We start from the raw sequence: 22,467 nt of genomic DNA on the forward strand, positions 1-22,467 counted from the left end.
ATGGCTGAGGAATTACGTCTAAAGTACAACCAAACATTTCTAGAAGAATTCGTAAAGGCTATTCAAAGTCATTATTCTGACTTTGTTTCAGAGTCTTTTTATCAAGCTGTTTTACAGGATGACTGGGATGATTTAGCATTGATGGACCGTTTTAAACGTATGGCCGATGCCACTTATCACACGCTTGAACTTCCTTATGCAGATGTGGTGGATTTGCTGATAAAGCTGAACTCAACCTGCCAAGGATTTGATTATTTATTTCTTAATGACATCATTTGGAAATATGGCTTAGAGGACTTGGATCATTCGTTTCGAGGGATGGCAGTGTTAACCACTGGTTCTTCATCTGAATTTGCTATCCGCTATTTTTTAAATCACGACTTTGATGCCAGCTTTGCTTTTTTAAAAGAGCTGAGCTTATCAGATAATGAACATCATCGTAGATTGGCCAGTGAGGGGACACGCCTACGTTTGCCTTGGGGCAAGGCAGTTCCTGATTTGAAGATACATAGATCAGAGATTTTTGAGCTATTAGAGAGGTTAAAGGCAGATCCGTCTCTTTATGTTAGAAAAAGTGTGGCTAATAACCTTAATGATCTGACCAGATTTTATCCAGATGAAGTCATCGATCATTTAAAGACTTGGAAAAATCAAGATCCCAAAACAGATTGGATCATCAAAACAGCCTTAAGAACATTAATTAAAACTGGCTATCCACCTGCACTGGCTTTTATGGGATATACTCAGGATTTTGAGATAAAGCAGGCTCAGCTGGCTTTAGATTCTCTTGAGGTACATGATGGCGATACCAGCCAAATTTCATATGCTGTAACGATTCATTCTTCTGTACCAAGTAAGTTTCGTTTAAGTTTGGCATTTGGATTTCAAAAAGCTAATGGTCAGATTGGTGAGAAGATTTTTTATCTTAAGGATACTGATTTTGTAAACGATGTTACTATCTCTGGACAAAAAGATTACCGATGGAAAGATTTATCAACACGTCGGCATTATTCTGGGAAACATTATATTAGGCTTCTTCTTAATCATATTGAGATAAAAAAAGTGGATTTTTCATTAAATAAAGACCATTAATCTTTTTTTAAACTGCTCTTTTTTGCTATAATGAGACTAAGATAATTTTTTAGAAAAGACGAATAGGATAATTGTATGACACAAATCAAAATTGTTACCGATTCCTCTATCACGATTGAACCAGAGTTGGTCCAAGATTTAGGAATCACTATTGTTCCTTTATCTGTTATGGTAGATGGTAAACTTTATAATGACAACGATTTAAAAGAGGGAGAATTTCTTTCGTTAATGACCTCAAGTAAAGAATTGCCTAAAACAAGTCAGCCACCAGTGGGATTATTTGCAGAGACCTATGATACTTTATCTAAGGATGGAAGTGATTTAATTTCTATTCATCTCTCAAAATCGTTATCAGGAACCGTTGAAGCGGCAAGACAAGGGGCTAACCTGTCAGAAGCAGATGTTGTAGTTGTTGATTCTAATTTCACTGATCAAGCCATGAAATTCCAAGTTGTGGAAGCTGCTAAGATGGCTAAAGCAGGAGCGAGTCGTGATGAGATTTTAGAAAAAATAACAGAAATTCAAGCGAAGACACAATTGTTTATTGGTGTTTCTACTTTAGAAAATCTTGTCAAAGGGGGACGTATTGGGCGCGTGACAGGGCTCTTGAGCTCTCTTTTGAATATTAAGGTTGTCATGGAAATGAAAAACCATGAGCTCGTACCTGTTGTAAAAGGAAGAGGGAATAAAACCTTTACCAAATGGTTAGAAGAATTCAAAGAAAGTCTAGAAGGCAAAGAAGTAGCAGAACTTGGGATTTCTTATGCTGGCACATCAGATTTTGCAAAGAGTTTGGCAGAAGAATTGCAAGATATGGTCCGTCAAAAAATCTCAGTTTTAGAAACTGGCTCTATCATTCAAACACATACTGGAGAGAATGCCTGGGCTATCTTAGTGCGTTATGTTTAAAAAATCATTTTGGACAGGGTTAATCTTCTTTAGCTCTGTTCTCTTCTTATCTGCCATCCTCTGGAATTTTATGATTCCAAAGGAAGATTCCAAACTGACCAAAGAAGACTTTCTCTCAAAGACAGTTTCTAAGCTGAATTACGTTGCTATTGGAGATTCCTTGACAGAAGGTGTTGGTGATACCACCAATCAGGGTGGCTTTGTTCCCTTGTTAGCGGATTCTTTATCAGGTGCTTATGGCTATCAAGTGACGACTTCTAATTATGGTGTTTCTGGGAATACTAGCCAACAAATCTTAAAGCGTATGACAGAGAAAGAAGCCATTCAGGATGATTTGAAAAAAGCTAATCTGATGACCCTAACAGTAGGTGGAAATGATGTGATGGCGGTTATTCGGAAAAATTTAACCACACTAAAGGTTTCTAGTTTTACCCAGCCAGCTAAGGCTTACCAAAAACGTCTCCGTCAGATTATTGAAGTGGCACGTTCTGAAAATCCTAATCTCCCGATTTATATTTTGGGGATTTATAATCCATTTTATCTTAATTTTCCAGAGATGACTGAGATGCAAGAGGTAATTGATAATTGGAATAATCAGACGGAGGCTGTTACAGCGGAGTATGAAGGCGTTTATTTTGTTCCCATCAATGAGCTCTTATACAAAGGCTTAGATGGTGAGGAGGGAATTGTGGAAAGCTCTGGTCAGCAAACCCAGATTATCAATGATGTCCTTTTTACAGGGGACCATTTTCATCCCAATAATACGGGTTATCGTATTATGAGTACAGCAGTTATGGAGAAGATCAGTGAAACAAAATCAACTTGGCGTAAAGACTAATTGGTGGAAGTGGGCTTGTTTAGCTTTACTAGCTCTTAACCTTGCTTTTTTGGGCGTTTTAGCTAGCCGTATTATCACTATTCGTGAACCTAATGCCAGTAAGATTACCGAAACCAAAACAGATGCTATTTCAGTTGGTACCTTTACCACGGATAAAGAAAAGTTAAACCAGACCATTCTTTCTTATCTAGAACCTTACCAATCAAACAAAATGACTTATAAACTCTATGCTTCAAATGATACCATTATGTTTGAGGGAAGTTACAGTTTATTAGGATATGACCTTCCTTTATATGTGTATTTCGAACCTTATAAGCTAGAGAATGGTGCGGTACAATTAAAGGTGACTTCTTTTTCAGTAGGGACTCTTCCTCTGCCAGAAAAAGAAGTCTTGCAATACATTAAATCAAGTTATGATTTACCGGATATCGTGGCAGTCAAACCTAGCCAGTCAGCGATTATTATTAATTTGCAAAATATGAAAAATACTAATGGAATTTTCATCAAAGCTAATAAAATTGATTTGGTTAATGACGAGATAACCTTTGATATTTATAAGAAAAATCTATCAAACTAGCCCTAAATACTTGACCTACTAGCTTTTTTTAGATATGATATAACTTGTTAAGCGTTATCGCTAAGAAATATATTGGAGGATTTACTCAAATGGCAAACAAACAAGATTTGATTGCAAAAGTAGCAGAAGCTACTGAGCTTACTAAAAAAGATTCAGCTAAGGCTGTAGATGCTGTTTTCGCAGCTATTGAAAACTACCTTTCAGAAGGTGAAAAAGTACAACTTATCGGTTTTGGTAACTTTGAAGTTCGTGAACGCGCAGCTCGTAAAGGTCGCAACCCACAAACTGGTAAAGAAATCGAAATCGCAGCTTCTAAAGTACCAGCTTTCAAAGCAGGTAAAGCCCTTAAAGACGCTGTAAAATAATTGAACGTGAAAAGCCCATTGTATAAACGTTTCTACGTTGTGCAGTAGGCTTTTTTCTTGTTTAAGGGGCAAATAAGGGGCAAAACTGTAGTAGTTTTCCATGATTTCAGCTACATTTGCCTTGAGTTTCTTAGTGATGCGAGGTTAGATTTTATTGGTATTTTTCAAACAAGGAAATAGAAAGTTTTCTAAAAATAGTGTATAATGTCAGTAGCCCTAAGAAAAGGAGAAAAAAGGATGGCGCTTCATTCACATCTTCACCAAGGCAGTCAAGATGATTTTGACCATGTGATCAGTCATCTGAAAGAAAAGCGTATTCGTATCACAGAGACACGAAAAGCGATTATTACTTATCTTATTGCTGCTCATCATCATCCAAGTGCTGAGCAAATTTATAAAGATTTATTGCCAGAGCACCCAAGTATGAGTTTAGCAACGGTGTATAATAATCTTAAAGTTCTTATTGAAGAGGGCTTTGTCACTGAAATTAAGTTAAGTAATGATAATACGACTTATTTTGATTTTATGGGACACCAACATCTTCATGTTGTTTGTGAGCGTTGTGGTAACATCACAGATTTCATGGATGTTGATATCCCTCTCATAAAACAAGAAGCAGCAGAGCAAACAGGTTATGCTATTACAAAAGCCCAGCTAACGACTTACGGGATTTGTCCAGACTGCCTTGCCAAAGAAAAAACCGAGAAGTAGTCTTGGTTTTTTTATTTTATTTAGAATTATTCTAAATAATCTTGACTTATTTATTTAGAATGATTATAATTAAATTATAAATAATAATGATTCTAAATAAAGAGGTGTTGATGATGTTTGATAAAGTAAAAAAATATTCAGGAGTATTACAGACCCTTAGTTGTTTACTTCTCATTGTAATGGGATTTAGTTCTCAAGCTTTTATCGGAGCAGAGTTTGCGACAGTCTTTTTTGTTCTAGCTTTTTTAGTTGGAGGTTATGCTTCGGCTAAAGAAGGGATAGAGGAGTTGGTTTATGACAGACACTTATCGGTAGATGTTTTGATGATTTTAGCTGCAGTTGGTGCAGGTTTGATTGGCTACTGGATGGAAGGCTCTTTACTGATTTTTATTTTCTCCTTATCTTCAACACTAGAAGAATTAGCAATGGAAAAAAGTAAAAACGCTATTTCTAGTTTGATGAATCTCACTCCTGATACAGCACGGTTAATGGATGACAATGGAGATATTAAAGAAGTATTAACAGCAGACCTTAAGGTGGGTGATCGCATTCAGGTTAGAAAAGGTGAAGCTGTTCCAATTGATGGAGTGATTTTATCTGGCTTATCTTATTTTGATGAGGCTATGGTGACAGGTGAGCCAATTCCTGCAAGAAAAGAAGAAGGAGATTTTCTTATTGGAGGAACTTTAAATCAAGGCTCTAGTATTGAAATGGCTGTTACGGTTGAAAATGGAGATACCCTTTTTGATAAGATTATCAGTATGGTAGAGACAGCACAGAAGTCAAAAAGTAAGACGGCTACTTTTATTGAAAATCTAGAGGACCATTATGTTAAAGCTGTTCTTATTTTAGTGCCGAGCTTCATCCTCTTTACAGCTTTAATACTGGGTTGGGATTGGAAAGATGCTTTTTATAGAGGGATGATTCTTCTAACGGTGGCTTCACCTTGTGCCTTAATTGCAAGTTCAACTCCAGCCACTCTATCCGCAATTTCTCGAGCAGCTAAAAAGGGAATGATTGTTAAAGGTGGCGACATTATGGATAAGTTGGGTGATGTCAAAGCCATTGTGATGGACAAGACAGGTACCTTAACCCAAGGACACCCAGAAGTTGTTGATGCTTATTTTACACAAGAAGAGAGCTTGGTTCGACAAATTGTAGCCGCAGCCGAAAAAACCTCAACCCATCCAATCGCAACAGCTTTAGTAGAATTTACCAAAACAAGTCCTAGCTTAACACTAGAGAATCTGGAGGATTTAACAGGTCAAGGTTTAGTAGCAACATTTGCTCAAAAACGTTGGAAAATTGGAAAAAAAGGCTTTGTTTTAGATGCAGAGATAAAAACAATAAGTGATCGAGAAAAAGCTTTAATCGACACTTGGGAAAATGAAGGAAAAACCTTGGTCTATGTATCAGCGAATCAAGAGTTAATGGGAATTATGGCGCTGGAAGATCAATTAAAACCAGACAGTCTAGTAGCGGTAAAAGCTCTACAAAATATGGGAATTAAAACCATTATGCTAACAGGAGATCAGGAAAAGACAGCCTGTCATATTGCAACAGAATTGGGGCTTGATGATGTTGTGGCAAACTGTATGCCACAGGATAAATCAGATCGTATTAAAGAGTTGCAAGAAAAATATGGCTCTGTTGCTATGGTGGGAGATGGTATCAATGATGCGCCTGCCCTTGTCACAGCCGATGTTAGTTTTGCAGTCGGATCAGGGACTGACATTGCTATTGAAAGTGCTGATGTGGTCTTATTAGAGGATCTCACTCGTATTCCATTTGCGATTTCTTTATCTCAGAAGATGAAGCATATTGTATTAGAAAATATTATTTTTGCTTTAGCCATTATCATTAGTTTAATTGCTGCCAATGTTGTTCAAGTTATTAATCTTCCACTAGGAGTGGTTGGTCATGAAGGTTCTACGATTTTAGTTATTTTAAATGGTCTTCGCCTCCTAGCTTTTGACCAAAAGTTTGAAAAAAGCTATAATAAAGGAAAAACATGCATGAAAGAGAATCCTAATGACACTTGTCCAAAAAATTGCACTTACCCTGATTGTCTTCACCCTCTTGGTTAAACTCCCCCTTTTTGTATTTTTGTATTTTAAAACCAAAAAAAATCCTTTTCTACCAGAGCAAGAAGGTGATCCAGTAAATGATGGTGAGCTTAAAAAATAGTCGGAGTTAGACCCTTGCTAAGAAAGTAATCGTAGAAATAGAAAAAAGAGAAGATAGCTAGTTAAGCCATCTTCTCTTTTTAGTTGATATAGTTTAATTTTCCACGGAAGTCATCTAAGCTTTGATAGCCTTTTTCTGTCATGATGTCTTTTAATTCATTGGTAATGCGTTCAAAAATTTCAGGTCCTTCTTGATGGAGGGCAGTTCCGATTTGAACCATGCTTGCACCACAAAGGATATGTTCAAAAGCATCGCGTCCTGTTTTGACACCCCCTGTTCCAATAATTTTGATTTCTGGCTTAAGGCGTTGGTAAAAGGCATGGACGTTAGCTAGAGCTGTAGGTTTAATATAATCGCCACCGATACCGCCAAAACCATTTTTAGGCTTAATAACCACTGTCTCATCTTGGATAACTAGACCATTTCCGACGGAATTGACACAGTTGACAAAAGCTAGTGGGTATTGGTTAAAAATCTCAGCAGCCTGATCAAAATGAACAATATCAAAATATGGAGGTAGCTTAATACCTAGTGGTTTAGTGTAATAACGAAAGACTTCACTTAAAATCTGATTGGTTGTTTCAAAGTCATAGGCAATCTGTGGTTTTCCAGGAACATTGGGGCAAGACAGATTAAGCTCTACTAAGCCATTATAGTCACTATCCATGACTTTTTTTAAGATAGTGTGTGTTTCATCTGGTGACATTCCTACTAGAGAAAGGAAGTGAGGTTTGGTATTTTCTTTGTTTTGTAATTCAGTAACATAATCTAGATAATAGTCAACTCCAAGGTTAGGTAATCCCATCGAGTTGATAGAACCTAGATCTGTGTCAACATAGCGGGGTTCAGGATTACCTTGACGAGCAGCCAAAGTACCTGTCTTGGTGACGAAAGATCCAGCAGCTGACTGTTCAACTGCTTCAAGCTCTTCTTTGGTCATACAATAGACCCCAGCAGCATTCATCAAGCAATTGGTAAAAGTAAAACCTGCAATAGTTGTTTGCGTTGAAACCATAGAAACCTCCAAAAGGATAAATTTTCTCTATTTTAACACGCTTATCATGTAAATTCAATCTTATATGTTATTTGAATTTTTGGTTTGTGAAGAAGATTGACAATCTATCTGATTGATAATACATTCCCCATCTTCCCCGGAAGGTGGACTAGGATAACGAGGCTATTTTGTAGGGATATCTCTAACGAGATAAAGAAGTAGTCTGGTTATCCTTTTATAGTTTAGGAGGAAAAAGATGACGTGGTTTTATTTGACCTTTGCAGGTTTATTGGAAGTCGTTTGGGCAACAACTATGAAATTGAGTGATGGTTTTACCAAAATTGGTTACAGTTTGATAACTTTACTGGGTATGCTTTTGAGCTTTTATCTGCTCTCAAAAGCTTTACGAGATTTACCTATGGGCTTAGCCTATCCTATCTGGACGGGGATTGGCGCTATTGGGACGATCATAGTTGGCCTTGTCTTTTTGGGAGACCGCTTATCACCTCTCTCTTATCTATTTTTAGCTTTATTAGTAATTGGTATCATTGGTTTAAAAGTGACAAGTGGGCACTGAGGCTTTTCAAGAAAATTAAGGATTTGACTAGATTTTTTCTTATTTTTTTTGTAAAATGGAAAGAGTAAATGGCGTAAAGCCTAAATAAAAAGGAGACACAACTAATGGTAAAATTGGTTTTCGCTCGCCACGGTGAGTCAGAATGGAACAAAGCTAACCTTTTCACTGGTTGGGCTGATGTTGATCTTTCAGAAAAAGGAACACAACAAGCTAAAGATGCTGGTGCTTTGATTAAGGAAGCTGGAATCGAGTTTGACCTTGCTTTCACATCTGTATTGAAACGTGCTATCAAAACAACTAACCTTGCTCTTGAGTATTCTGATCAACTTTGGGTACCAGTTGAAAAATCATGGCGCTTAAACGAACGTCACTACGGTGGTTTGACTGGTAAAGATAAAGCTGAAGCAGCTGCTGAATTTGGTGATGAGCAAGTTCACATCTGGCGTCGTTCATACGATACATTGCCACCACTTATGGCTAAAGACGATGCACACTCAGCACACACTGACCGTCGTTATGCACACCTTGATGACTCTGTTATTCCAGATGCAGAAAACTTGAAAGTAACGCTTGAGCGTGCCCTTCCATTCTGGGAAGATAAAATTGCTCCAGCTCTTAAAGATGGTAAAAATGTTTTCGTTGGTGCACATGGTAACTCAATCCGTGCCCTTGTAAAACACATCAAACAATTGTCTGATGATGAAATTATGGATGTTGAAATCCCTAACTTCCCACCACTTGTATTTGAATTTGACGAAAAATTAAACGTTACTGCAGAATACTATCTAGGAAAATAATCCTGATGAGAATATCCTTAGCTTGCCTAAGGGTATTTTTCTTTTTATCCTTCTCTTATTTTAAGAACAAATGGTTTAAAATATGCTAAAATAGAATTCAGCAAGTTTTGTAAAGTGAGGGAAAGTATGGCAAGGTTTAAGCGTCCAAATTTTGGGCGGCAATTTAAGATGAATAAGGTGGCTCAGAGGCTCCACCTTCTTTTTATGATTATTGTCCTTTTGTTTGTTATTTTGCTTTTTCGGCTAGCCTATATGCAAGTTGTTAATCAAGACTTTTATACAGAAAAACTAACAACTTCCACAGTTTATAAGGTTAGAAATGCAACGCCAAGGGGTGAAATTTATGATGCTACAGGGAGCTTATTGGTTGCAAATGAAGCCAAAGAAGTGGTAGCCTTTACGCGAAGCAATACCATTACAGCACAGGAGATTAAAGAAATTGCCACAGCACTGTCAAAGTTGGTAACCTTGACAGAGACTGAGGTGACGACACGAGAAAAAAAAGATTATTACTTGGCAGATACCTCAACTTATCGTAAGGTCGTAGAGTCCTTACCTGATGATAAAAAATATGACAATTTCGGGAACACCCTGTCGGAAGCAACGGTTTATAAAAATGCAGTTGATGCGGTTTCTAAGGATGACATCAATTATTCTGAGGATGAGCTAAAAATCATTGCTATTTTTAGCCAAATGAATGCTGCGCAAGCCTTTAACACGGTTAGTCTGACAACTGGCGAGCTAAATGATCAGCAAATTGCGGTTATCACAGCTAAAAGTAAAGAATTATCAGGTATTTCTGTCAGAACAGATTGGACTAGAAAAACAGCCAGTAACTCTCTCAGCTCAGTTATTGGAACCGTCTCTAGTGAAAAAACAGGGCTTCCTGCAGAAGAAGTTGATACTTACTTAAAAAAAGGTTATTCGTTAAATGATCGTGTAGGAACGTCTTATTTAGAAAAGCAGTATGAAGACGTTCTTCAAGGAAATCCGACGCTTCAAGAAATTACCCTAGATAAAGATGGATCTGTTAAGGAAACGAAGGAAGTTTCAAAAGGCACCAAGGGGCAGAATTTGAAATTAACCATTGATCTTAAATTTCAAGAAGGTGTAGAAGATATTCTTGAAAAATATTTTAAACAAGAATTAGAAAATGGCGGAACAGTCTACTCAGAAGGTATATATGCCACAGCGTTAGATCCTAATACTGGAGCAGTCTTAGCTCTTGGCGGGATTAGCCATGATCTTGAAACAGGTGAGTTATCGAAAAACTCTTTGGGAAATATTACCCAAGTTTTTACCCCAGGGTCAGTTGTTAAAGGTGCCACACTTGCTGCAGGATGGGAAAACGGTGTACTATCAGGGAATGAGACACTTTATGACCAACCGATTGTCTTTTCAGGTGATTCAAATACGATTAATTCATGGTTTACTTCAGGGTCCCTCCCTATCACGGCAACACAAGCACTAGAATATTCTTCCAATCCTTATATGGTTCAGATTGCCTTACGTTTAATGGGCATGGAATACCATACAGGTCTATCTCTAGCAACAGATCAATATAAAGAGGCTATGGAAAAATTACGTGCCACTTATGCACAGTTTGGTTTGGGGGTCAAAACAGGTATCGACCTTCCAGGTGAGTCTGTGGGGATTTTGCCAACAGAGTTTGTGGCAGGTAATGTTTTGACAGAGAGTTTTGGGCAATATGATAACTATACCACACTCCAATTAGCTCAGTATGTTGCCACCATAGCTAATGGTGGAACGCGAATTGCACCGCATATTGTAGATGGAATTTATACACCAAATAAAGAAGATGGCATTGGTGATTTGAGCCAAACAGTAGAAGGTCAGAAATTAGGGACAGTCAATATTTCCTCAGAGGAAATGAGCTTGATCCAACAAGGATTTTATCAAGTTGCCAATGGTAGTGGCAGCTATACGACAGGAACAAAGATTGGAAATGGTGCAGCTGTTTCGATTTCAGCTAAAACAGGGACAGCTGAAGCCTATGTCAAAACGGCTGATGGTAACTCGATTTACACTTCTAACTTAAACCAAGTAGCTTATGCGCCAAGTGATCAACCTAAAATTGCCGTGGCAGTTGTTCTGCCTCATGAAACAGAATTAAGAGGAGATGTTAGTGAATATGTTATTCGTGACATCATCAACCTCTATCACTCAATGTATCCCATGAATTAGAAAGGAGTTCTTGTGTTATATCCAACACCTATTGCAAAACTTATTGATAGTTTTACAAAGTTACCTGGTATCGGAATAAAAACGGCAACACGCCTTGCTTTTTATACCATTGCCATGTCTGATGAAGAGGTTAATACCTTTGCTAAAAATTTATTAGCTGCTAAGCGGGAATTGACCTATTGCTCGACTTGTGGTAATCTAACAGACGATGATCCTTGCAGTATTTGTACAGATGAAACACGTGATCGCTCGACTATCTTAGTTGTAGAAGAGAGTAAGGACGTTTCAGCTATGGAGAAAATCCAAGAGTATCATGGACTTTATCATGTTTTACATGGTCTAATTTCTCCAATGAATGGCATTAGTCCAGATGATATCAACTTAAAAAGCTTAATTACCCGCTTGATGGATAGTCAAGTTAGTGAGGTTATCATTGCTACAAATGCGACAGCAGATGGTGAAGCAACATCTATGTATATTTCTCGCGTCCTCAAACCAGCTGGCATTAAAGTGACACGTTTAGCGCGTGGGTTGGCTGTTGGAAGCGATATTGAATATGCTGATGAGGTAACCTTACTTCGAGCAATTGAAAATCGAACAGAATTATAAGGAAGTAGATGTTATCAAACACTACTAAATAACCAAGAGAAAAGGAAATATTATGTCTAAAGAAACGTTAGTGTTATTATATGGAGGGCGTTCAGCAGAGCGTGAGGTTTCAGTTTTATCTGCTGAAAGTGTGATGCGTGCAGTCAATTATGATAAATTTTCAGTCAAGACTTATTTCATCACAAAAAAAGGAGAATTCATCAAAACTCAAGAGTTTACAGCAACTCCAGCAGAAGATGAAAAGCTCATGACCAATGAAACGGTTGTGTCTGAACAACAGATTAAACCTTCTGATATTTATGAGGAAGGTGCCGTCGTTTTTCCGGTCCTTCATGGCCCTATGGGAGAAGATGGCTCTATCCAAGGCTTTTTAGAAGTCTTAAAGATGCCTTATGTAGGCACAACAGTCCTTTCTTCGAGTGTTGCTATGGATAAGATTACAACTAAGCGTGTTCTGGAATCAGCAGGAGTACCTCAAGTTGCCTATACTGTTTATATTGAAGGAGAGGATTTGGAAAAAGTGATCGCTGAGACTTTAGACAAATTATCATTCCCAATATTTGTCAAACCAGCTAATATGGGATCCTCTGTTGGTATCAGTAAGGCTGATGATGAGCTTAGTCTTCGCTCTGCTATTGACCTAGCTCTAAAATACGATAGTCGTATCCTTATCGAACAAGGTGTCACTGCTCGGGAAATTGAAGTTGGTATTCTTGGAAATACTCATGTCAAGACAACAGAGGCTGGAGAAGTGGTTAAGGATGTAGCCTTTTACGATTACCAAGCCAAGTATATTGACAATAAAATCACGATGGTGATTCCAGCGGAAATTGATGATCAGGTCATGTCTCAGATGCGTGACTATGCTAGCCGTGCTTTTCGTGCTATTGGAGGTTGTGGCTTATCACGTTGTGATTTCTTCCTGACAGAAGACGGCTCTATCTACCTTAATGAGCTTAATACCATGCCTGGATTTACCCAGTGGTCGATGTATCCTCTTTTATGGGAAAATATGGGCTTAGCCTACCCAGATTTGATTGAGGAGCTAGTTATTTTAGCTAAAGAGATGTTTACAAAACGTGAAAGCCATTTAATCTAAAACATGATATAATAAAAGAGCGAAAGCTCTTTTTTATGATATATTTGGAGAAAAAATGAAATTAAGTGTGTATGAAGTAGCCCAAGTTTTGGGTGCTAAAAATGATGTTAATCTTTATCCCAATCAAGAGCTCAACAAAGTTGAGTTTGATAGCCGTTTGATTGAAGAAAATGACCTCTTTATCCCTTTAAAAGGTGCGCGTGATGGTCATGACTTTATTCCTGTGGCTTTTGAAAATGGCTGCGCAGTAACCCTATCCGAGGTCAGCCTTGATGTTCCTCACATTCTAGTAGATGATTGCTTGGCTGCGCTACAAAGATTAGCGTCCTATTATCTAGAAAAAACTGCTGTAGAAGTCATTGCAGTGACAGGATCAAATGGTAAAACAACGACCAAAGACATGATTCATGATATCTTGGCAACCACTTACAAGACCTACAAAACACAAGGAAACTACAACAATGAAATTGGTCTCCCTTACACTGTTCTTCATATGCCAGACGAGACTGAGAAACTGGTTTTAGAGATGGGACAAGACCACTTGGGTGACATTCATCTCTTATCAGAGATTGCGAAACCAAGCTTGTCTGTCATCACTCTATTTGGCGAAGCCCATCTGGAATTTTTCGGTTCACGAGAAGAGATTGCCAAAGGAAAATTACAAATTGCAGATGGCATGCCAGTAGGAAGTAAACTTTTGATTCCAGCAGATTCTATCGTAAACAGTTTTTTACCCAACCATGTTGAGTTGATTCGTTTTGGTGAAAAGGCAGATTTGCAGGTGACCAGTCTGGTTGAGTCAAAAGATAGTTTAACCTTTACGGTTAACTTTATGGACGGAGACATTTTCCTACCAGTGACAGGTAAGTACAACGCCACCAATGCTATGGTGGCAAGCTATGTTGGTCAGACCTTGGGAGTGGCTGATGAGGCTATCAAGTCTGCTTTGGCTAATCTTAATCTGACACGAAATCGTACCGAGTGGAAAAAAGCAGCTAACGGTGCTGATATTCTCAGTGATGTTTATAATGCCAATCCAACAGCTATGCGCTTGATTTTAGAAACCTTCTCTAGCATTCCAGCTAATGAAGGTGGCAAGAAAATTGCTGTTTTAGCAGATATGAAAGAACTCGGGGAGCAGTCGGTTGACCTTCATAATCAGATGATTTTGAGCCTGTCGCCTGATGTTCTAGATACCGTAATTTTTTATGGTCAGGACATTGAAGGTTTGGCTAAGCTAGCTAGTCAGATGTTCCCACTTGGTAAAGTCTATTTCTTTAAGAAAACAGAAGGTGAGGACCAATTTGACGACCTGGTCAAACAGGTTAAGGAAAGTCTAGGGAAAGATGACCAATTGCTACTCAAAGGCTCTAACTCGATGAAATTATCTAAGCTTGTGGAGATTTTAGAAGAGGGTTAGATTAGATGCTAGAGAAACTGTTTACACCACAGCCTTCTTTTCCTCCGCAACTGACCTTTTTGCATCAAGTAGGACTACTGATGATACTCGCTTTAGGCTTGCTTACCTCTTTTTACTGCTATCAGAGTAGGGTTTTTCGTAGCTGTTTGTGGTTACTGCAGCTGGTTCAGGTTATCAGTCTATATATGTGGTATTTGCTGATGGATATGCCTTTGTCTGAAAGTTTACCTTTTTATCATTGCCGCCTTGCAATATTGGTTATGCTTTTTTCAAAACAAAGTTCGATGAAAACCTACTTTGCTTATCTAGGTTTATTTGGGGCTAGCGTCGCTTTACTTCATCCTATCTTTGATCCTTACCCTTTTCCCCATATCACGAGTTTGAGTTATGTGATGGGCCATCTAGCATTGGCTATAAATTGTAGTAACTATTTGCTACTAGAAAAAGTAGAGAGCCATCTGACATTTTCTCAGGTGATCAGATGGTCCTTGCTGATGAATGCCCTCATCTTACTGGCTTGTTTAGTAACAGGTGGAAACTATGGCTTTATGCTGAAAACACCTTTGATTAATAGTCACTACCTACCATTAAATGTTGTATTGGTAACGGCGGTGGTTATTGGGGCTATAGTACTACTTCAGGCTCTTGTGACTGGCTTTACCATCTTTTTAAAAGCAAAAGAAGAGCTTGAAGCCTAGCGGTTTTTTGGTTATAATAAAAGAGTTGCACAGGCAGCTCTTTTTGTCTGTCTAGATAATGTTTAGCATTGATGATTACAAAAAAATAAAAGGAAGAAACATGTCGATTCAAGAAGAAATTAAGAAACGTCGTACCTTTGCCATCATCTCTCACCCAGATGCTGGTAAAACGACTATTACAGAACAATTGCTTTACTTTGGTGGTGAGATTCGTGAGGCTGGTACGGTCAAAGGGAAAAAAACTGGGAACTTTGCCAAGTCTGACTGGATGGATATCGAGAAGCAACGTGGTATCTCGGTAACCTCATCTGTCATGCAGTTTGACTATGCAGGAAAACGGGTTAACATTTTAGATACACCAGGACACGAGGATTTCTCAGAAGATACCTACCGTACCTTGATGGCCGTGGATGCTGCGGTGATGGTGATTGATTCTGCCAAGGGGATTGAGGCACAGACGAAAAAACTGTTTGAGGTTGTCAAACATCGCAATATTCCAGTCTTTACTTTTATTAATAAGTTGGACCGTGATGGGCGTGAGCCTTTGGATTTGCTAGAAGAGTTGGAGGAAGTCCTTGGTATCGCTTCTTACCCAATGAACTGGCCAATCGGTATGGGAAAAGCCTTTGAAGGTCTTTATGATCTTCATAATCAACGCTTAGAGCTTTACAAAGGTGATGAGCGTTTTGCCAGTTTCGAGGAAGGGGCTAATCTCTTTAGTAATAACCCGTTTTATGAGCAAGTGTTAGAGGATGTTGAGTTATTAGAAGAGGCTGGAAATGAATTTTCAGAAGAAGCGATTCTTGCGGGGGATTTAACACCTGTTTTCTTTGGATCTGCCCTGACAAACTTTGGTGTTCAAACCTTCCTTGATACTTTCTTGGAATTTGCACCAGAGCCGCACGGTCATAAAACCACTGAAGGTGAGATGATTGATCCACTTAATAAGGATTTTTCAGGATTTGTCTTTAAAATTCAAGCTAACATGGATCCTCGTCACCGTGACCGTATTGCCTTTGTGCGCGTGGTTTCAGGTGAGTTTGAACGTGGCATGTCTGTAAACCTACCACGCACAGGTAAATCTGCTAAACTATCTAATGTCACCCAGTTTATGGCTGAATCTCGTGAGAATGTTGAAAATGCTGTGGCAGGAGATATTATCGGGGTTTATGATACTGGGACTTATCAGGTCGGTGATACTATGACGGTTGGAAAAAATAAGTTTGAGTTTGAACCTCTGCCAACCTTTACCCCAGAAATTTTCATGAAAGTTTCTGCTAAAAATGTTATGAAACAAAAATCCTTCCACAAAGGAATCGAACAACTGGTACAAGAAGGAGCCATTCAGCTTTACAAAAACTATCAAACAGGTGAGTATATGTTGGGTGCTGTTGGGCAACTTCAGTTTGAAGTCTTCAAACACCGCATGGAAGGGGAGTACAATGCTGAAGTGGTCATGACACCTATGGGTAAAAAGACGGTTCGTTGGATTAAACCAGAAGACCTAGATGAGCGTATGTCTTCTAGCCGTAATATCTTAGCTAAAGACCGCTTTGACCAACCCGTTTTCCTCTTTGAAAACGACTTTGCCCTCCGCTGGTTTGCGGACAAATATCCAGACGTGGAATTGGAAGAGAAGATGTAGCGGAAAGACAGAAATCAGTAATCAACAAAGTTAATGTCTTTCTTTACTTAGTATTCAATTTTAATGAACTATGCAGTTTGATTGATACCTCCTATAATCTACTTTCTGATGAAAATCGTTAGTCATTTCATTAGAAAGTAGCTTATAGGACTTTTTTGATGCTCAGAAAGTTCTATAATTTTCATTCTAGAGTTTACCCGCAACATAGTTTTATATGGGGTAAAAAATTTGTGACAAACCTTGTTATACTACATATAACAAGGTTTGACTTTACACTCAAACCTTAATCTAATAGGAAAGATGAGTATATGGATAATTGTAAGATTGTTATGTATCGTGTAAGGGAGAGACAGATTGGAGAGGATACAATGTGTAATCCAATCGATAATTTTAAAATACATGCAGAACATGCAATGAAAAATTCTGGTCGATTGCTATTTACAACTGATTGCGTTGCCCGAGAAAAGGTAAGTAAACTTGTTTTTGCTCTGTCTGAAACGGATCAACTAATTGGTGATGTTGTAAAATATGGTAAATACGGAAATAATCAAGCAAAGTCACCTTATTGGGAAACAGAGGAAAGCATTTCAAATTTATTTACAGTTCCATTAGAATGGGAAAGTTGGCATAAAAATTATGAGATGTCTCATAATTTTGGGTGGTATGCGGTTGAAAATATCAAACTTTTGGATGATGAGCTTCGTACAAGTTTAAAAAATAGTGAAGGTAAGACTTTTATTGATGTTTTTAATGATAAAAAAACTTACCACAATGTTATTTATTTTGAGGAGTAATATATGCAAAATTTTAATCTTTCTTGTCCTAATTGTGGAGCCTCGCTAGCTATCAAACAAGAAAATTGTGAATTTTGTGATAGTCCTATCATAATCTCTTCAATTGATAGCTTGTATAACATGTCTATAAATGACGTCAGTACTTATTTAAAAGTGTATTCTAATGTTGAGCTTGGTGATGATGCAGATATTGATTTAAGTCAAGGAATTTGCTATTTAAAGATTAGGCAGTATGATAGCGCACTTAAATCATTTGAAAGTATTATCGCTAACAAAATTGACATGTCTGAGGCATATTTTTATAGTGCGATTGCTTTATTAAAAGGAAATAAAGCATTTAAGGCTAAAAAATCTGATATTCAAAAAATTTTATCCTTGTTAGAAAGTGCCTGTTTGATTGAAGACAGAGCAGTCTATAGATGTTTATTAGCATATGTAAAATATGATTATTTTGATAGAAAATTTTTACCTATAAATCCTGATTATCAGCTTGAATTGGTAAAAGCAGATGAGATGGGATATACTCATGTAGATGTAGTTAATCTATTTAGTACATTATCAGTAGAAGTACCGAATATTTATCATTAAAAAGATAACGAGGAGATGTTATGCAATATATTATTTTGATTATTATCATACTGTTATTGTTACCACTATTATTTAATTTGTTAACACATATTTTAGCCTTTCTGTTTTCAAATGTTCTTCCATGGGTAATAGCTATAGCAGTTGTATGTGGTTTATTGATTTTATTTTATAAATGGTTCACACAATCTTATTTAGTTGAAAGAGAGCTGGATAGGTTTCTGAAGAAGACAGAGAAGAAATTGGAGAATGAACTTTCTGAATTGCGTCAGGGGAAGTCAGAATTTCAACAAAAGCTAATCTCGTATTATATTTACAAAAAAGGATTAACTGATTCCGAATATGCAGATTACCTAGAGAAATGCATAGAAGATAATAATTATATTGATAGAGCTTATGAAGAGTTTCAATTGGAGATTGATGATGCAAATGAGTTTGCTCCGCTATGGGAAACACACCACGATTTAGATTATTTTCCATCTCTTTCTGAGAGTGAGTATTATGAATTAGAGGATATAGTAGCGAATAAAATTTTGCCTCCAGTAGAAGCACAACCTAAGTTTAGATACTCTTACATGGAATACATAATACCGTTGATGCAATATCTTGATAATCCTAAGAAAATTGGTGATAAAAATTGTTCATCTTTACTAATTACTCAAGTCTTGTTATTTGCTGAGGAAAAGTTATATTGGGTTGAATTTGAGACAAATACATTATTACCCAAGGAGTTTAGGATTACTAAATCAGAAATAATAAATTATACACAGATAGAACGGATTATAATAGACAACGATAGACTGAAAATTAGTGTTCCTAGTGGAGAAAAGATATTTGAGTTAAGTAATGAGGAAGAGTTACAAACAGCACGTGCTTTGAGAAGTAAGCTTGATGAAAGGTTCGAATAATTGATGTTCTTTAAGAAAAATCCTAATGAAAGTGACTATGTTCACGAAAAAAAACACTGGACAGATGTGATAAAAAATAGTGGTGATAGTAATTTACTGTTATGGAGGCAACCAGAAGAAGATTTTAATACAAATTCTACTTTAATTGTTATGCCTGGAGAGCGTGCCATTTTTGTCAAAGGGGGGAAGATTGAGGAAGTTTTTGAAGCTGGGACGTACCAATTAACTACTGATAATTATCCATTTATTAGTCGTTTAAAAAATGCTTTTTCTGGTGGCATATCTGTATTTAATTGTGTTGTTTATTTTGTTAGAGATGTTTCAGGTTATGAGATTAAGTGGGGAACAGATTCTCCCATAAATGTTCGGGATAATATTTTAGGTATTGCAACGAAGTTAAGAGCTAGAGGAGCTTATAAGGTAAAAATTGATAATCCAGTAACTTTTTTGACAGTATTTTCTGGAAGTACAGATTCTGTTACACAAGATAGTTTGAAGTCTTTTTTTAAAGAAGAATTTTTAAGTACAATCAAGTCAAACCTCTCCAACTATCTCCAAGAAAGAGAAATTGAACTGTTAGGTATTGACTCCAAATTGGAAGAGCTATCAAATAATTTGACTCCAAATATAGCAAAAAAACTACTACCTTATGGATTGAAGTTACAAAAATTTTCTATATCTGCTATAGATATAGAAGATAGTCAACTACGTCAACGTTTTGATAACGTAGGTATGTCTGCATATGAAAAAATAAGAAATGCTCAATCTGATAAGGCGGTTTTAGAAACATTGGGGACAGATTGGCAAAAAATAAAGTCAGTTGATATTATGAGAGAGATGGCAAAAAATGGCTCAACTATCGGTGCTGATATAGGAACTGGCTTAGGAAGTATAGGAGCATTTGCAACGGTATCTCAATCAGTCATCACAGAACCAACGCTTAGTGCAGAAGATCCAGTAGTTAGACTTGAGAAGTTGAAAAAGATGCTAGATATAGGACTTATAACTCAGAAAGAATTTGATTCTAAAAAAGTAGATATTTTAAAAAATTTATAATGCCAGATCACTACTAGTTTTACAAGACTCACTCAAATAAAGAGTGAGTTTTATAATTGAGAGATTTATATCCTTTTAGGATATAATATTTTGTTGCAATGTTGAAGGAGGTCTGCTTTTGTAACTCAGTAAAAGTAGTGTACTATTTTTGTGACGAATTTTTTTTGATTGACCTAACTCATAGAGTTTGATATATTAAAAATTGTGGAAGTAGAATAACTTTTTGAAATTTCATTTAATAGTAATTGGGGGAGTAGGTTATGGGTTTATTTTCAGGTTTAATGGGAAATGCTTCTCAAAAAGATAATGACAAAGTAGAAAGAGATTTGGCTGACGTATTGCTAGAAAATGAGCAAGTTGAGATGGCTTTTGCTTTAGTCCGTGACTTAATTGTATTTACAGAATATCGTTTAATTTTAGTGGATAAACAAGGAATGACAGGAAAGAAAGTCTCTTATAAATCAATCCCCTATGGATCGATTTCACGTTTTACAGTTGAAACCTCAGGGCATTTTGATTTGGATTCAGAATTAAAGATTTGGATTTCCTCAGCTGCAGAACCAGCAGAAATCTTGCAGTTCAAGAGTGATAATAGTGTGATTCAGATTCAAAAAGCACTAGCTGCAGCTGTTTTGAAATAAAAATGATGTCGTTTCTTTATTTTGTGATAAAGAGAGAAAACGTTATCTTCTAGGAATGAAGAATAATTCGTGCAATATCCTACTTGGTGTGTTATACTAGGTAAGTTGTTTAACAAAATTTAGGTTTGATAAGGCAGCCTCGCACTGCCTTTTTAGAAAGAAGAAAAACACATTGAAATTTACAGAACTTAATTTATCTGATGCTATTTTAGCTGCAATTGAAAAAGCAGGCTTTGAGACTCCATCACCAATCCAAGAGCAGACAATTCCATTGGCTCTTGAAGGAAAAGATGTGATTGGTCAAGCACAGACAGGAACAGGTAAAACCGCAGCATTTGGTTTACCGACTTTAAATAAAATTGATGTTGAGAATCCCTCTATTCAAGCTTTAGTCATTGCTCCAACTCGTGAGTTGGCGGTTCAGAGTCAGGAAGAACTTTTCCGTTTTGGACGTGAAAAAGGGGTTAAAGTACGTTCCGTTTATGGTGGATCAAGTATTGAAAAACAAATCAAAGCCTTAAAATCTGGAGCTCACATCGTTGTGGGAACACCAGGGCGTTTGCTTGATTTGATTAAGCGTAAGGCTTTGAAACTAAATGGTATTGAAACCCTAATCTTAGATGAAGCTGATGAAATGCTTAATATGGGCTTTTTAGAGGATATCGAAAGTATTATTAGCCGTGTTCCAGAGAGCCGTCAAACCCTTCTTTTCTCAGCGACAATGCCAGATGCCATTAAACGCATCGGTGTTCAGTTCATGAAAGATCCTGAGCATGTTAAGATTGCAGCAAAAGAGTTGACAACGGATCTTGTTGACCAATACTATATCCGTATCAAAGAGAATGAAAAGTTTGATACCATGACACGTTTAATGGATGTGGATCAACCCGAATTATCAATTGTTTTTGGACGTACAAAACGTCGTGTTGATGAGTTAACACGTGGATTGAAACTACGAGGCTATCGTGCAGAAGGTATTCATGGTGATCTTGATCAAGGGAAGCGCCTACGTGTTCTTCGTGATTTTAAAAACGACAATCTTGATATTTTAGTAGCAACAGATGTTGCTGCACGTGGGCTAGATATTTCAGGTGTGACGCATGTTTATAACTATGATATTCCACAAGATCCTGAAAGCTATGTTCACCGTATTGGACGTACAGGTCGCGCAGGAAAATCTGGTTTATCCATCACTTTTGTCTCACCAAATGAGATGGGCTACCTAAAAATCATTGAAGATCTGACAAAAAAACGTATGAAAGGGATGAAACCTGCAACAGCAGAAGAAGCCTTTAAAGCATCAAAACGCGTTGCTCTTAAAAAGATTGAACGTGATTTCGCTGATGAAAAAGTACGAGCTAACTTTGATAAGTTCAAAGGTGATGCCATTAAATTAGCTCAAGAGTTTACACCAGAAGAGTTAGCACAGTATATCTTGACCTTAACTGTTCAGGATCCTGAAATGATGCCAAAAGTTGAAATTGCAAATGAAAAGCCATTACCATTTAAATATGTAGGTGGTAAAGGTGGCGGTAGAGGCCGTTCAGATCGTCGTAGCAGCGATCGCAATCGTGGTGGCCGTAATCGCTCCGACCGTAATGGTGAGCGCCGTGAGTTTAAACGCACATCAAATAAAAACCGTAAAGATTTTTATAACAAGGACAACAAAAAACCACACCGTACCTCAAGTGAAAAGAAAAATGGCTTTGTTATCCGCAACAAAGGTGATAAATAGTTCAATGGAAACCTAAAAAAGCTGA

General features: G+C 37.3%; 21 protein-coding genes and 1 pseudogene. 21 read left to right on the forward strand and 1 reads right to left on the reverse strand.

Annotated elements, in window-relative coordinates; translation table 11 throughout:
• The 7 genes and pseudogenes from ACEE75_RS03370 to ACEE75_RS03400 all read left to right on the forward strand — a co-directional run.
• The gene (locus ACEE75_RS03370; protein ID WP_447574497.1) at positions 1 to 1,092 is read left to right on the forward strand and encodes a DNA alkylation repair protein; all 1,092 of its coding nucleotides are present in this window, start codon (positions 1 to 3) and stop codon (positions 1,090 to 1,092) included.
• Positions 1,093 to 1,167: 75 nt separating this feature from the next.
• Positions 1,168 to 2,001 carry a DegV family protein gene (locus tag ACEE75_RS03375; protein ID WP_354367423.1) on the forward strand — a complete coding sequence of 278 codons (834 nt, stop codon included), beginning with the start codon at positions 1,168 to 1,170 and terminating at the stop codon, positions 1,999 to 2,001.
• Positions 1,994 to 2,839, forward strand: coding sequence for an SGNH/GDSL hydrolase family protein (locus ACEE75_RS03380; protein WP_447574498.1), 846 nt, complete (start codon positions 1,994 to 1,996; stop codon positions 2,837 to 2,839). Before ACEE75_RS03375 ends, ACEE75_RS03380 begins: the two co-directional genes overlap by 8 nt.
• On the forward strand, positions 2,808 to 3,416 hold the full coding sequence (locus tag ACEE75_RS03385; protein ID WP_354367419.1) for a YpmS family protein: 609 nt from the start codon (positions 2,808 to 2,810) through the stop codon (positions 3,414 to 3,416). The genes ACEE75_RS03380 and ACEE75_RS03385 overlap by 32 nt, the downstream gene beginning before the upstream one ends.
• A gap of 89 nt (positions 3,417 to 3,505) precedes the next feature.
• On the forward strand, positions 3,506 to 3,781 hold the full coding sequence (locus ACEE75_RS03390; RefSeq protein WP_354367417.1) for an HU family DNA-binding protein: 276 nt from the start codon (positions 3,506 to 3,508) through the stop codon (positions 3,779 to 3,781).
• Between the two features lie 237 nt (positions 3,782 to 4,018).
• Complete coding sequence (locus ACEE75_RS03395) at positions 4,019 to 4,492, forward strand: Fur family transcriptional regulator (RefSeq protein ID WP_354367415.1); 474 nt, start codon at positions 4,019 to 4,021, stop codon at positions 4,490 to 4,492.
• A 113-nt stretch (positions 4,493 to 4,605) separates the two neighbouring features.
• A pseudogene (locus ACEE75_RS03400) lies at positions 4,606 to 6,465 on the forward strand (heavy metal translocating P-type ATPase); the annotation flags it as partial.
• A 293-nt stretch (positions 6,466 to 6,758) separates the two neighbouring features.
• Here ACEE75_RS03400 and ACEE75_RS03405 read toward each other — a convergent pair.
• The gene (locus ACEE75_RS03405) at positions 6,759 to 7,694 is read right to left on the reverse strand and encodes a dihydroorotate oxidase (RefSeq protein ID WP_447574499.1); all 936 of its coding nucleotides are present in this window, start codon (positions 7,692 to 7,694) and stop codon (positions 6,759 to 6,761) included.
• A gap of 235 nt (positions 7,695 to 7,929) precedes the next feature.
• Here ACEE75_RS03405 and ACEE75_RS03410 point away from each other — a divergent pair, with 235 nt between their 5' ends.
• The 14 genes from ACEE75_RS03410 to ACEE75_RS03475 all read left to right on the forward strand — a co-directional run bounded on the left by ACEE75_RS03410 (position 7,930) and on the right by ACEE75_RS03475 (position 22,442).
• Complete coding sequence (locus tag ACEE75_RS03410) at positions 7,930 to 8,250, forward strand: DMT family transporter (protein WP_354367411.1); 321 nt, start codon at positions 7,930 to 7,932, stop codon at positions 8,248 to 8,250.
• A 104-nt stretch (positions 8,251 to 8,354) separates the two neighbouring features.
• On the forward strand, positions 8,355 to 9,047 hold the full coding sequence (locus ACEE75_RS03415) for a phosphoglycerate mutase (protein ID WP_354367409.1): 693 nt from the start codon (positions 8,355 to 8,357) through the stop codon (positions 9,045 to 9,047).
• Between the two features lie 126 nt (positions 9,048 to 9,173).
• Complete coding sequence (pbp2b, locus tag ACEE75_RS03420) at positions 9,174 to 11,252, forward strand: penicillin-binding protein PBP2B (RefSeq protein ID WP_354367407.1); 2,079 nt, start codon at positions 9,174 to 9,176, stop codon at positions 11,250 to 11,252.
• A gap of 12 nt (positions 11,253 to 11,264) precedes the next feature.
• The gene (gene recR / locus ACEE75_RS03425; RefSeq protein ID WP_354367405.1) at positions 11,265 to 11,861 is read left to right on the forward strand and encodes a recombination mediator RecR; all 597 of its coding nucleotides are present in this window, start codon (positions 11,265 to 11,267) and stop codon (positions 11,859 to 11,861) included.
• A 52-nt stretch (positions 11,862 to 11,913) separates the two neighbouring features.
• Positions 11,914 to 12,960 (forward strand): D-alanine--D-alanine ligase, encoded by a 1,047-nt coding sequence (locus tag ACEE75_RS03430; protein ID WP_354367403.1) that lies wholly within the window; start codon positions 11,914 to 11,916, stop codon positions 12,958 to 12,960.
• 55 nt (positions 12,961 to 13,015) lie between these two features.
• Positions 13,016 to 14,380, forward strand: a complete 1,365-nt coding sequence (locus ACEE75_RS03435; RefSeq protein WP_447574500.1) for a UDP-N-acetylmuramoyl-tripeptide--D-alanyl-D-alanine ligase — start codon at positions 13,016 to 13,018, stop codon at positions 14,378 to 14,380.
• A gap of 80 nt (positions 14,381 to 14,460) precedes the next feature.
• On the forward strand, positions 14,461 to 15,078 hold the full coding sequence (locus ACEE75_RS03440; protein ID WP_447574516.1) for a YwaF family protein: 618 nt from the start codon (positions 14,461 to 14,463) through the stop codon (positions 15,076 to 15,078).
• Positions 15,079 to 15,178: 100 nt separating this feature from the next.
• The gene (locus ACEE75_RS03445; protein ID WP_447574501.1) at positions 15,179 to 16,723 is read left to right on the forward strand and encodes a peptide chain release factor 3; all 1,545 of its coding nucleotides are present in this window, start codon (positions 15,179 to 15,181) and stop codon (positions 16,721 to 16,723) included.
• A 308-nt stretch (positions 16,724 to 17,031) separates the two neighbouring features.
• Positions 17,032 to 17,517 (forward strand): hypothetical protein, encoded by a 486-nt coding sequence (locus tag ACEE75_RS03450; protein WP_447574502.1) that lies wholly within the window; start codon positions 17,032 to 17,034, stop codon positions 17,515 to 17,517.
• A gap of 3 nt (positions 17,518 to 17,520) precedes the next feature.
• Positions 17,521 to 18,105, forward strand: a complete 585-nt coding sequence (locus ACEE75_RS03455) for a hypothetical protein (protein ID WP_447574503.1) — start codon at positions 17,521 to 17,523, stop codon at positions 18,103 to 18,105.
• Between the two features lie 20 nt (positions 18,106 to 18,125).
• Entirely contained in the window at positions 18,126 to 19,010 is an 885-nt protein-coding gene (locus tag ACEE75_RS03460) for a hypothetical protein (protein WP_447574504.1), read from the forward strand.
• A gap of 3 nt (positions 19,011 to 19,013) precedes the next feature.
• Positions 19,014 to 20,066 (forward strand): SPFH domain-containing protein, encoded by a 1,053-nt coding sequence (locus ACEE75_RS03465; RefSeq protein WP_447574505.1) that lies wholly within the window; start codon positions 19,014 to 19,016, stop codon positions 20,064 to 20,066.
• Between the two features lie 260 nt (positions 20,067 to 20,326).
• Positions 20,327 to 20,707 (forward strand): PH domain-containing protein, encoded by a 381-nt coding sequence (locus ACEE75_RS03470; RefSeq protein WP_354367395.1) that lies wholly within the window; start codon positions 20,327 to 20,329, stop codon positions 20,705 to 20,707.
• 172 nt (positions 20,708 to 20,879) lie between these two features.
• Positions 20,880 to 22,442: a DEAD/DEAH box helicase gene (locus ACEE75_RS03475; RefSeq protein WP_447574506.1), complete on the forward strand. Its 1,563-nt coding sequence runs from the start codon at positions 20,880 to 20,882 to the stop codon at positions 22,440 to 22,442.
• The last annotated feature ends 25 nt before the right edge of the window (positions 22,443 to 22,467 follow it).

The organism is Streptococcus sp. 11273D007BT, assembly GCF_053547195.1.

Excerpts from the sequence above, each read along its gene's own strand:
- ACEE75_RS03390 (WP_354367417.1), top strand. The coding sequence starts at position 3,506 with ATGGCAAACAAACAAGATTTGATTGCAAAAGTAGCAGAAGCTACTGAG.
- ACEE75_RS03380 (WP_447574498.1), top strand. The coding sequence starts at position 1,994 with ATGTTTAAAAAATCATTTTGGACAGGGTTAATCTTCTTTAGCTCTGTT.
- ACEE75_RS03405 (WP_447574499.1), bottom strand. The coding sequence starts at position 7,694 with ATGGTTTCAACGCAAACAACTATTGCAGGTTTTACTTTTACCAATTGC.
- ACEE75_RS03460 (WP_447574504.1), top strand. The coding sequence starts at position 18,126 with ATGCAATATATTATTTTGATTATTATCATACTGTTATTGTTACCACTA.
- ACEE75_RS03445 (WP_447574501.1), top strand. The coding sequence starts at position 15,179 with ATGTCGATTCAAGAAGAAATTAAGAAACGTCGTACCTTTGCCATCATC.
- ACEE75_RS03465 (WP_447574505.1), top strand. The coding sequence starts at position 19,014 with ATGTTCTTTAAGAAAAATCCTAATGAAAGTGACTATGTTCACGAAAAA.
- ACEE75_RS03430 (WP_354367403.1), top strand. The coding sequence starts at position 11,914 with ATGTCTAAAGAAACGTTAGTGTTATTATATGGAGGGCGTTCAGCAGAG.
- ACEE75_RS03415 (WP_354367409.1), top strand. The coding sequence starts at position 8,355 with ATGGTAAAATTGGTTTTCGCTCGCCACGGTGAGTCAGAATGGAACAAA.
- ACEE75_RS03455 (WP_447574503.1), top strand. The coding sequence starts at position 17,521 with ATGCAAAATTTTAATCTTTCTTGTCCTAATTGTGGAGCCTCGCTAGCT.
- ACEE75_RS03370 (WP_447574497.1), top strand. The coding sequence starts at position 1 with ATGGCTGAGGAATTACGTCTAAAGTACAACCAAACATTTCTAGAAGAA.
- ACEE75_RS03375 (WP_354367423.1), top strand. The coding sequence starts at position 1,168 with ATGACACAAATCAAAATTGTTACCGATTCCTCTATCACGATTGAACCA.
- ACEE75_RS03440 (WP_447574516.1), top strand. The coding sequence starts at position 14,461 with ATGATACTCGCTTTAGGCTTGCTTACCTCTTTTTACTGCTATCAGAGT.
- ACEE75_RS03450 (WP_447574502.1), top strand. The coding sequence starts at position 17,032 with ATGGATAATTGTAAGATTGTTATGTATCGTGTAAGGGAGAGACAGATT.
- ACEE75_RS03470 (WP_354367395.1), top strand. The coding sequence starts at position 20,327 with ATGGGTTTATTTTCAGGTTTAATGGGAAATGCTTCTCAAAAAGATAAT.
- ACEE75_RS03435 (WP_447574500.1), top strand. The coding sequence starts at position 13,016 with ATGAAATTAAGTGTGTATGAAGTAGCCCAAGTTTTGGGTGCTAAAAAT.
- ACEE75_RS03410 (WP_354367411.1), top strand. The coding sequence starts at position 7,930 with ATGACGTGGTTTTATTTGACCTTTGCAGGTTTATTGGAAGTCGTTTGG.
- ACEE75_RS03395 (WP_354367415.1), top strand. The coding sequence starts at position 4,019 with ATGGCGCTTCATTCACATCTTCACCAAGGCAGTCAAGATGATTTTGAC.
- pbp2b (WP_354367407.1), top strand. The coding sequence starts at position 9,174 with ATGGCAAGGTTTAAGCGTCCAAATTTTGGGCGGCAATTTAAGATGAAT.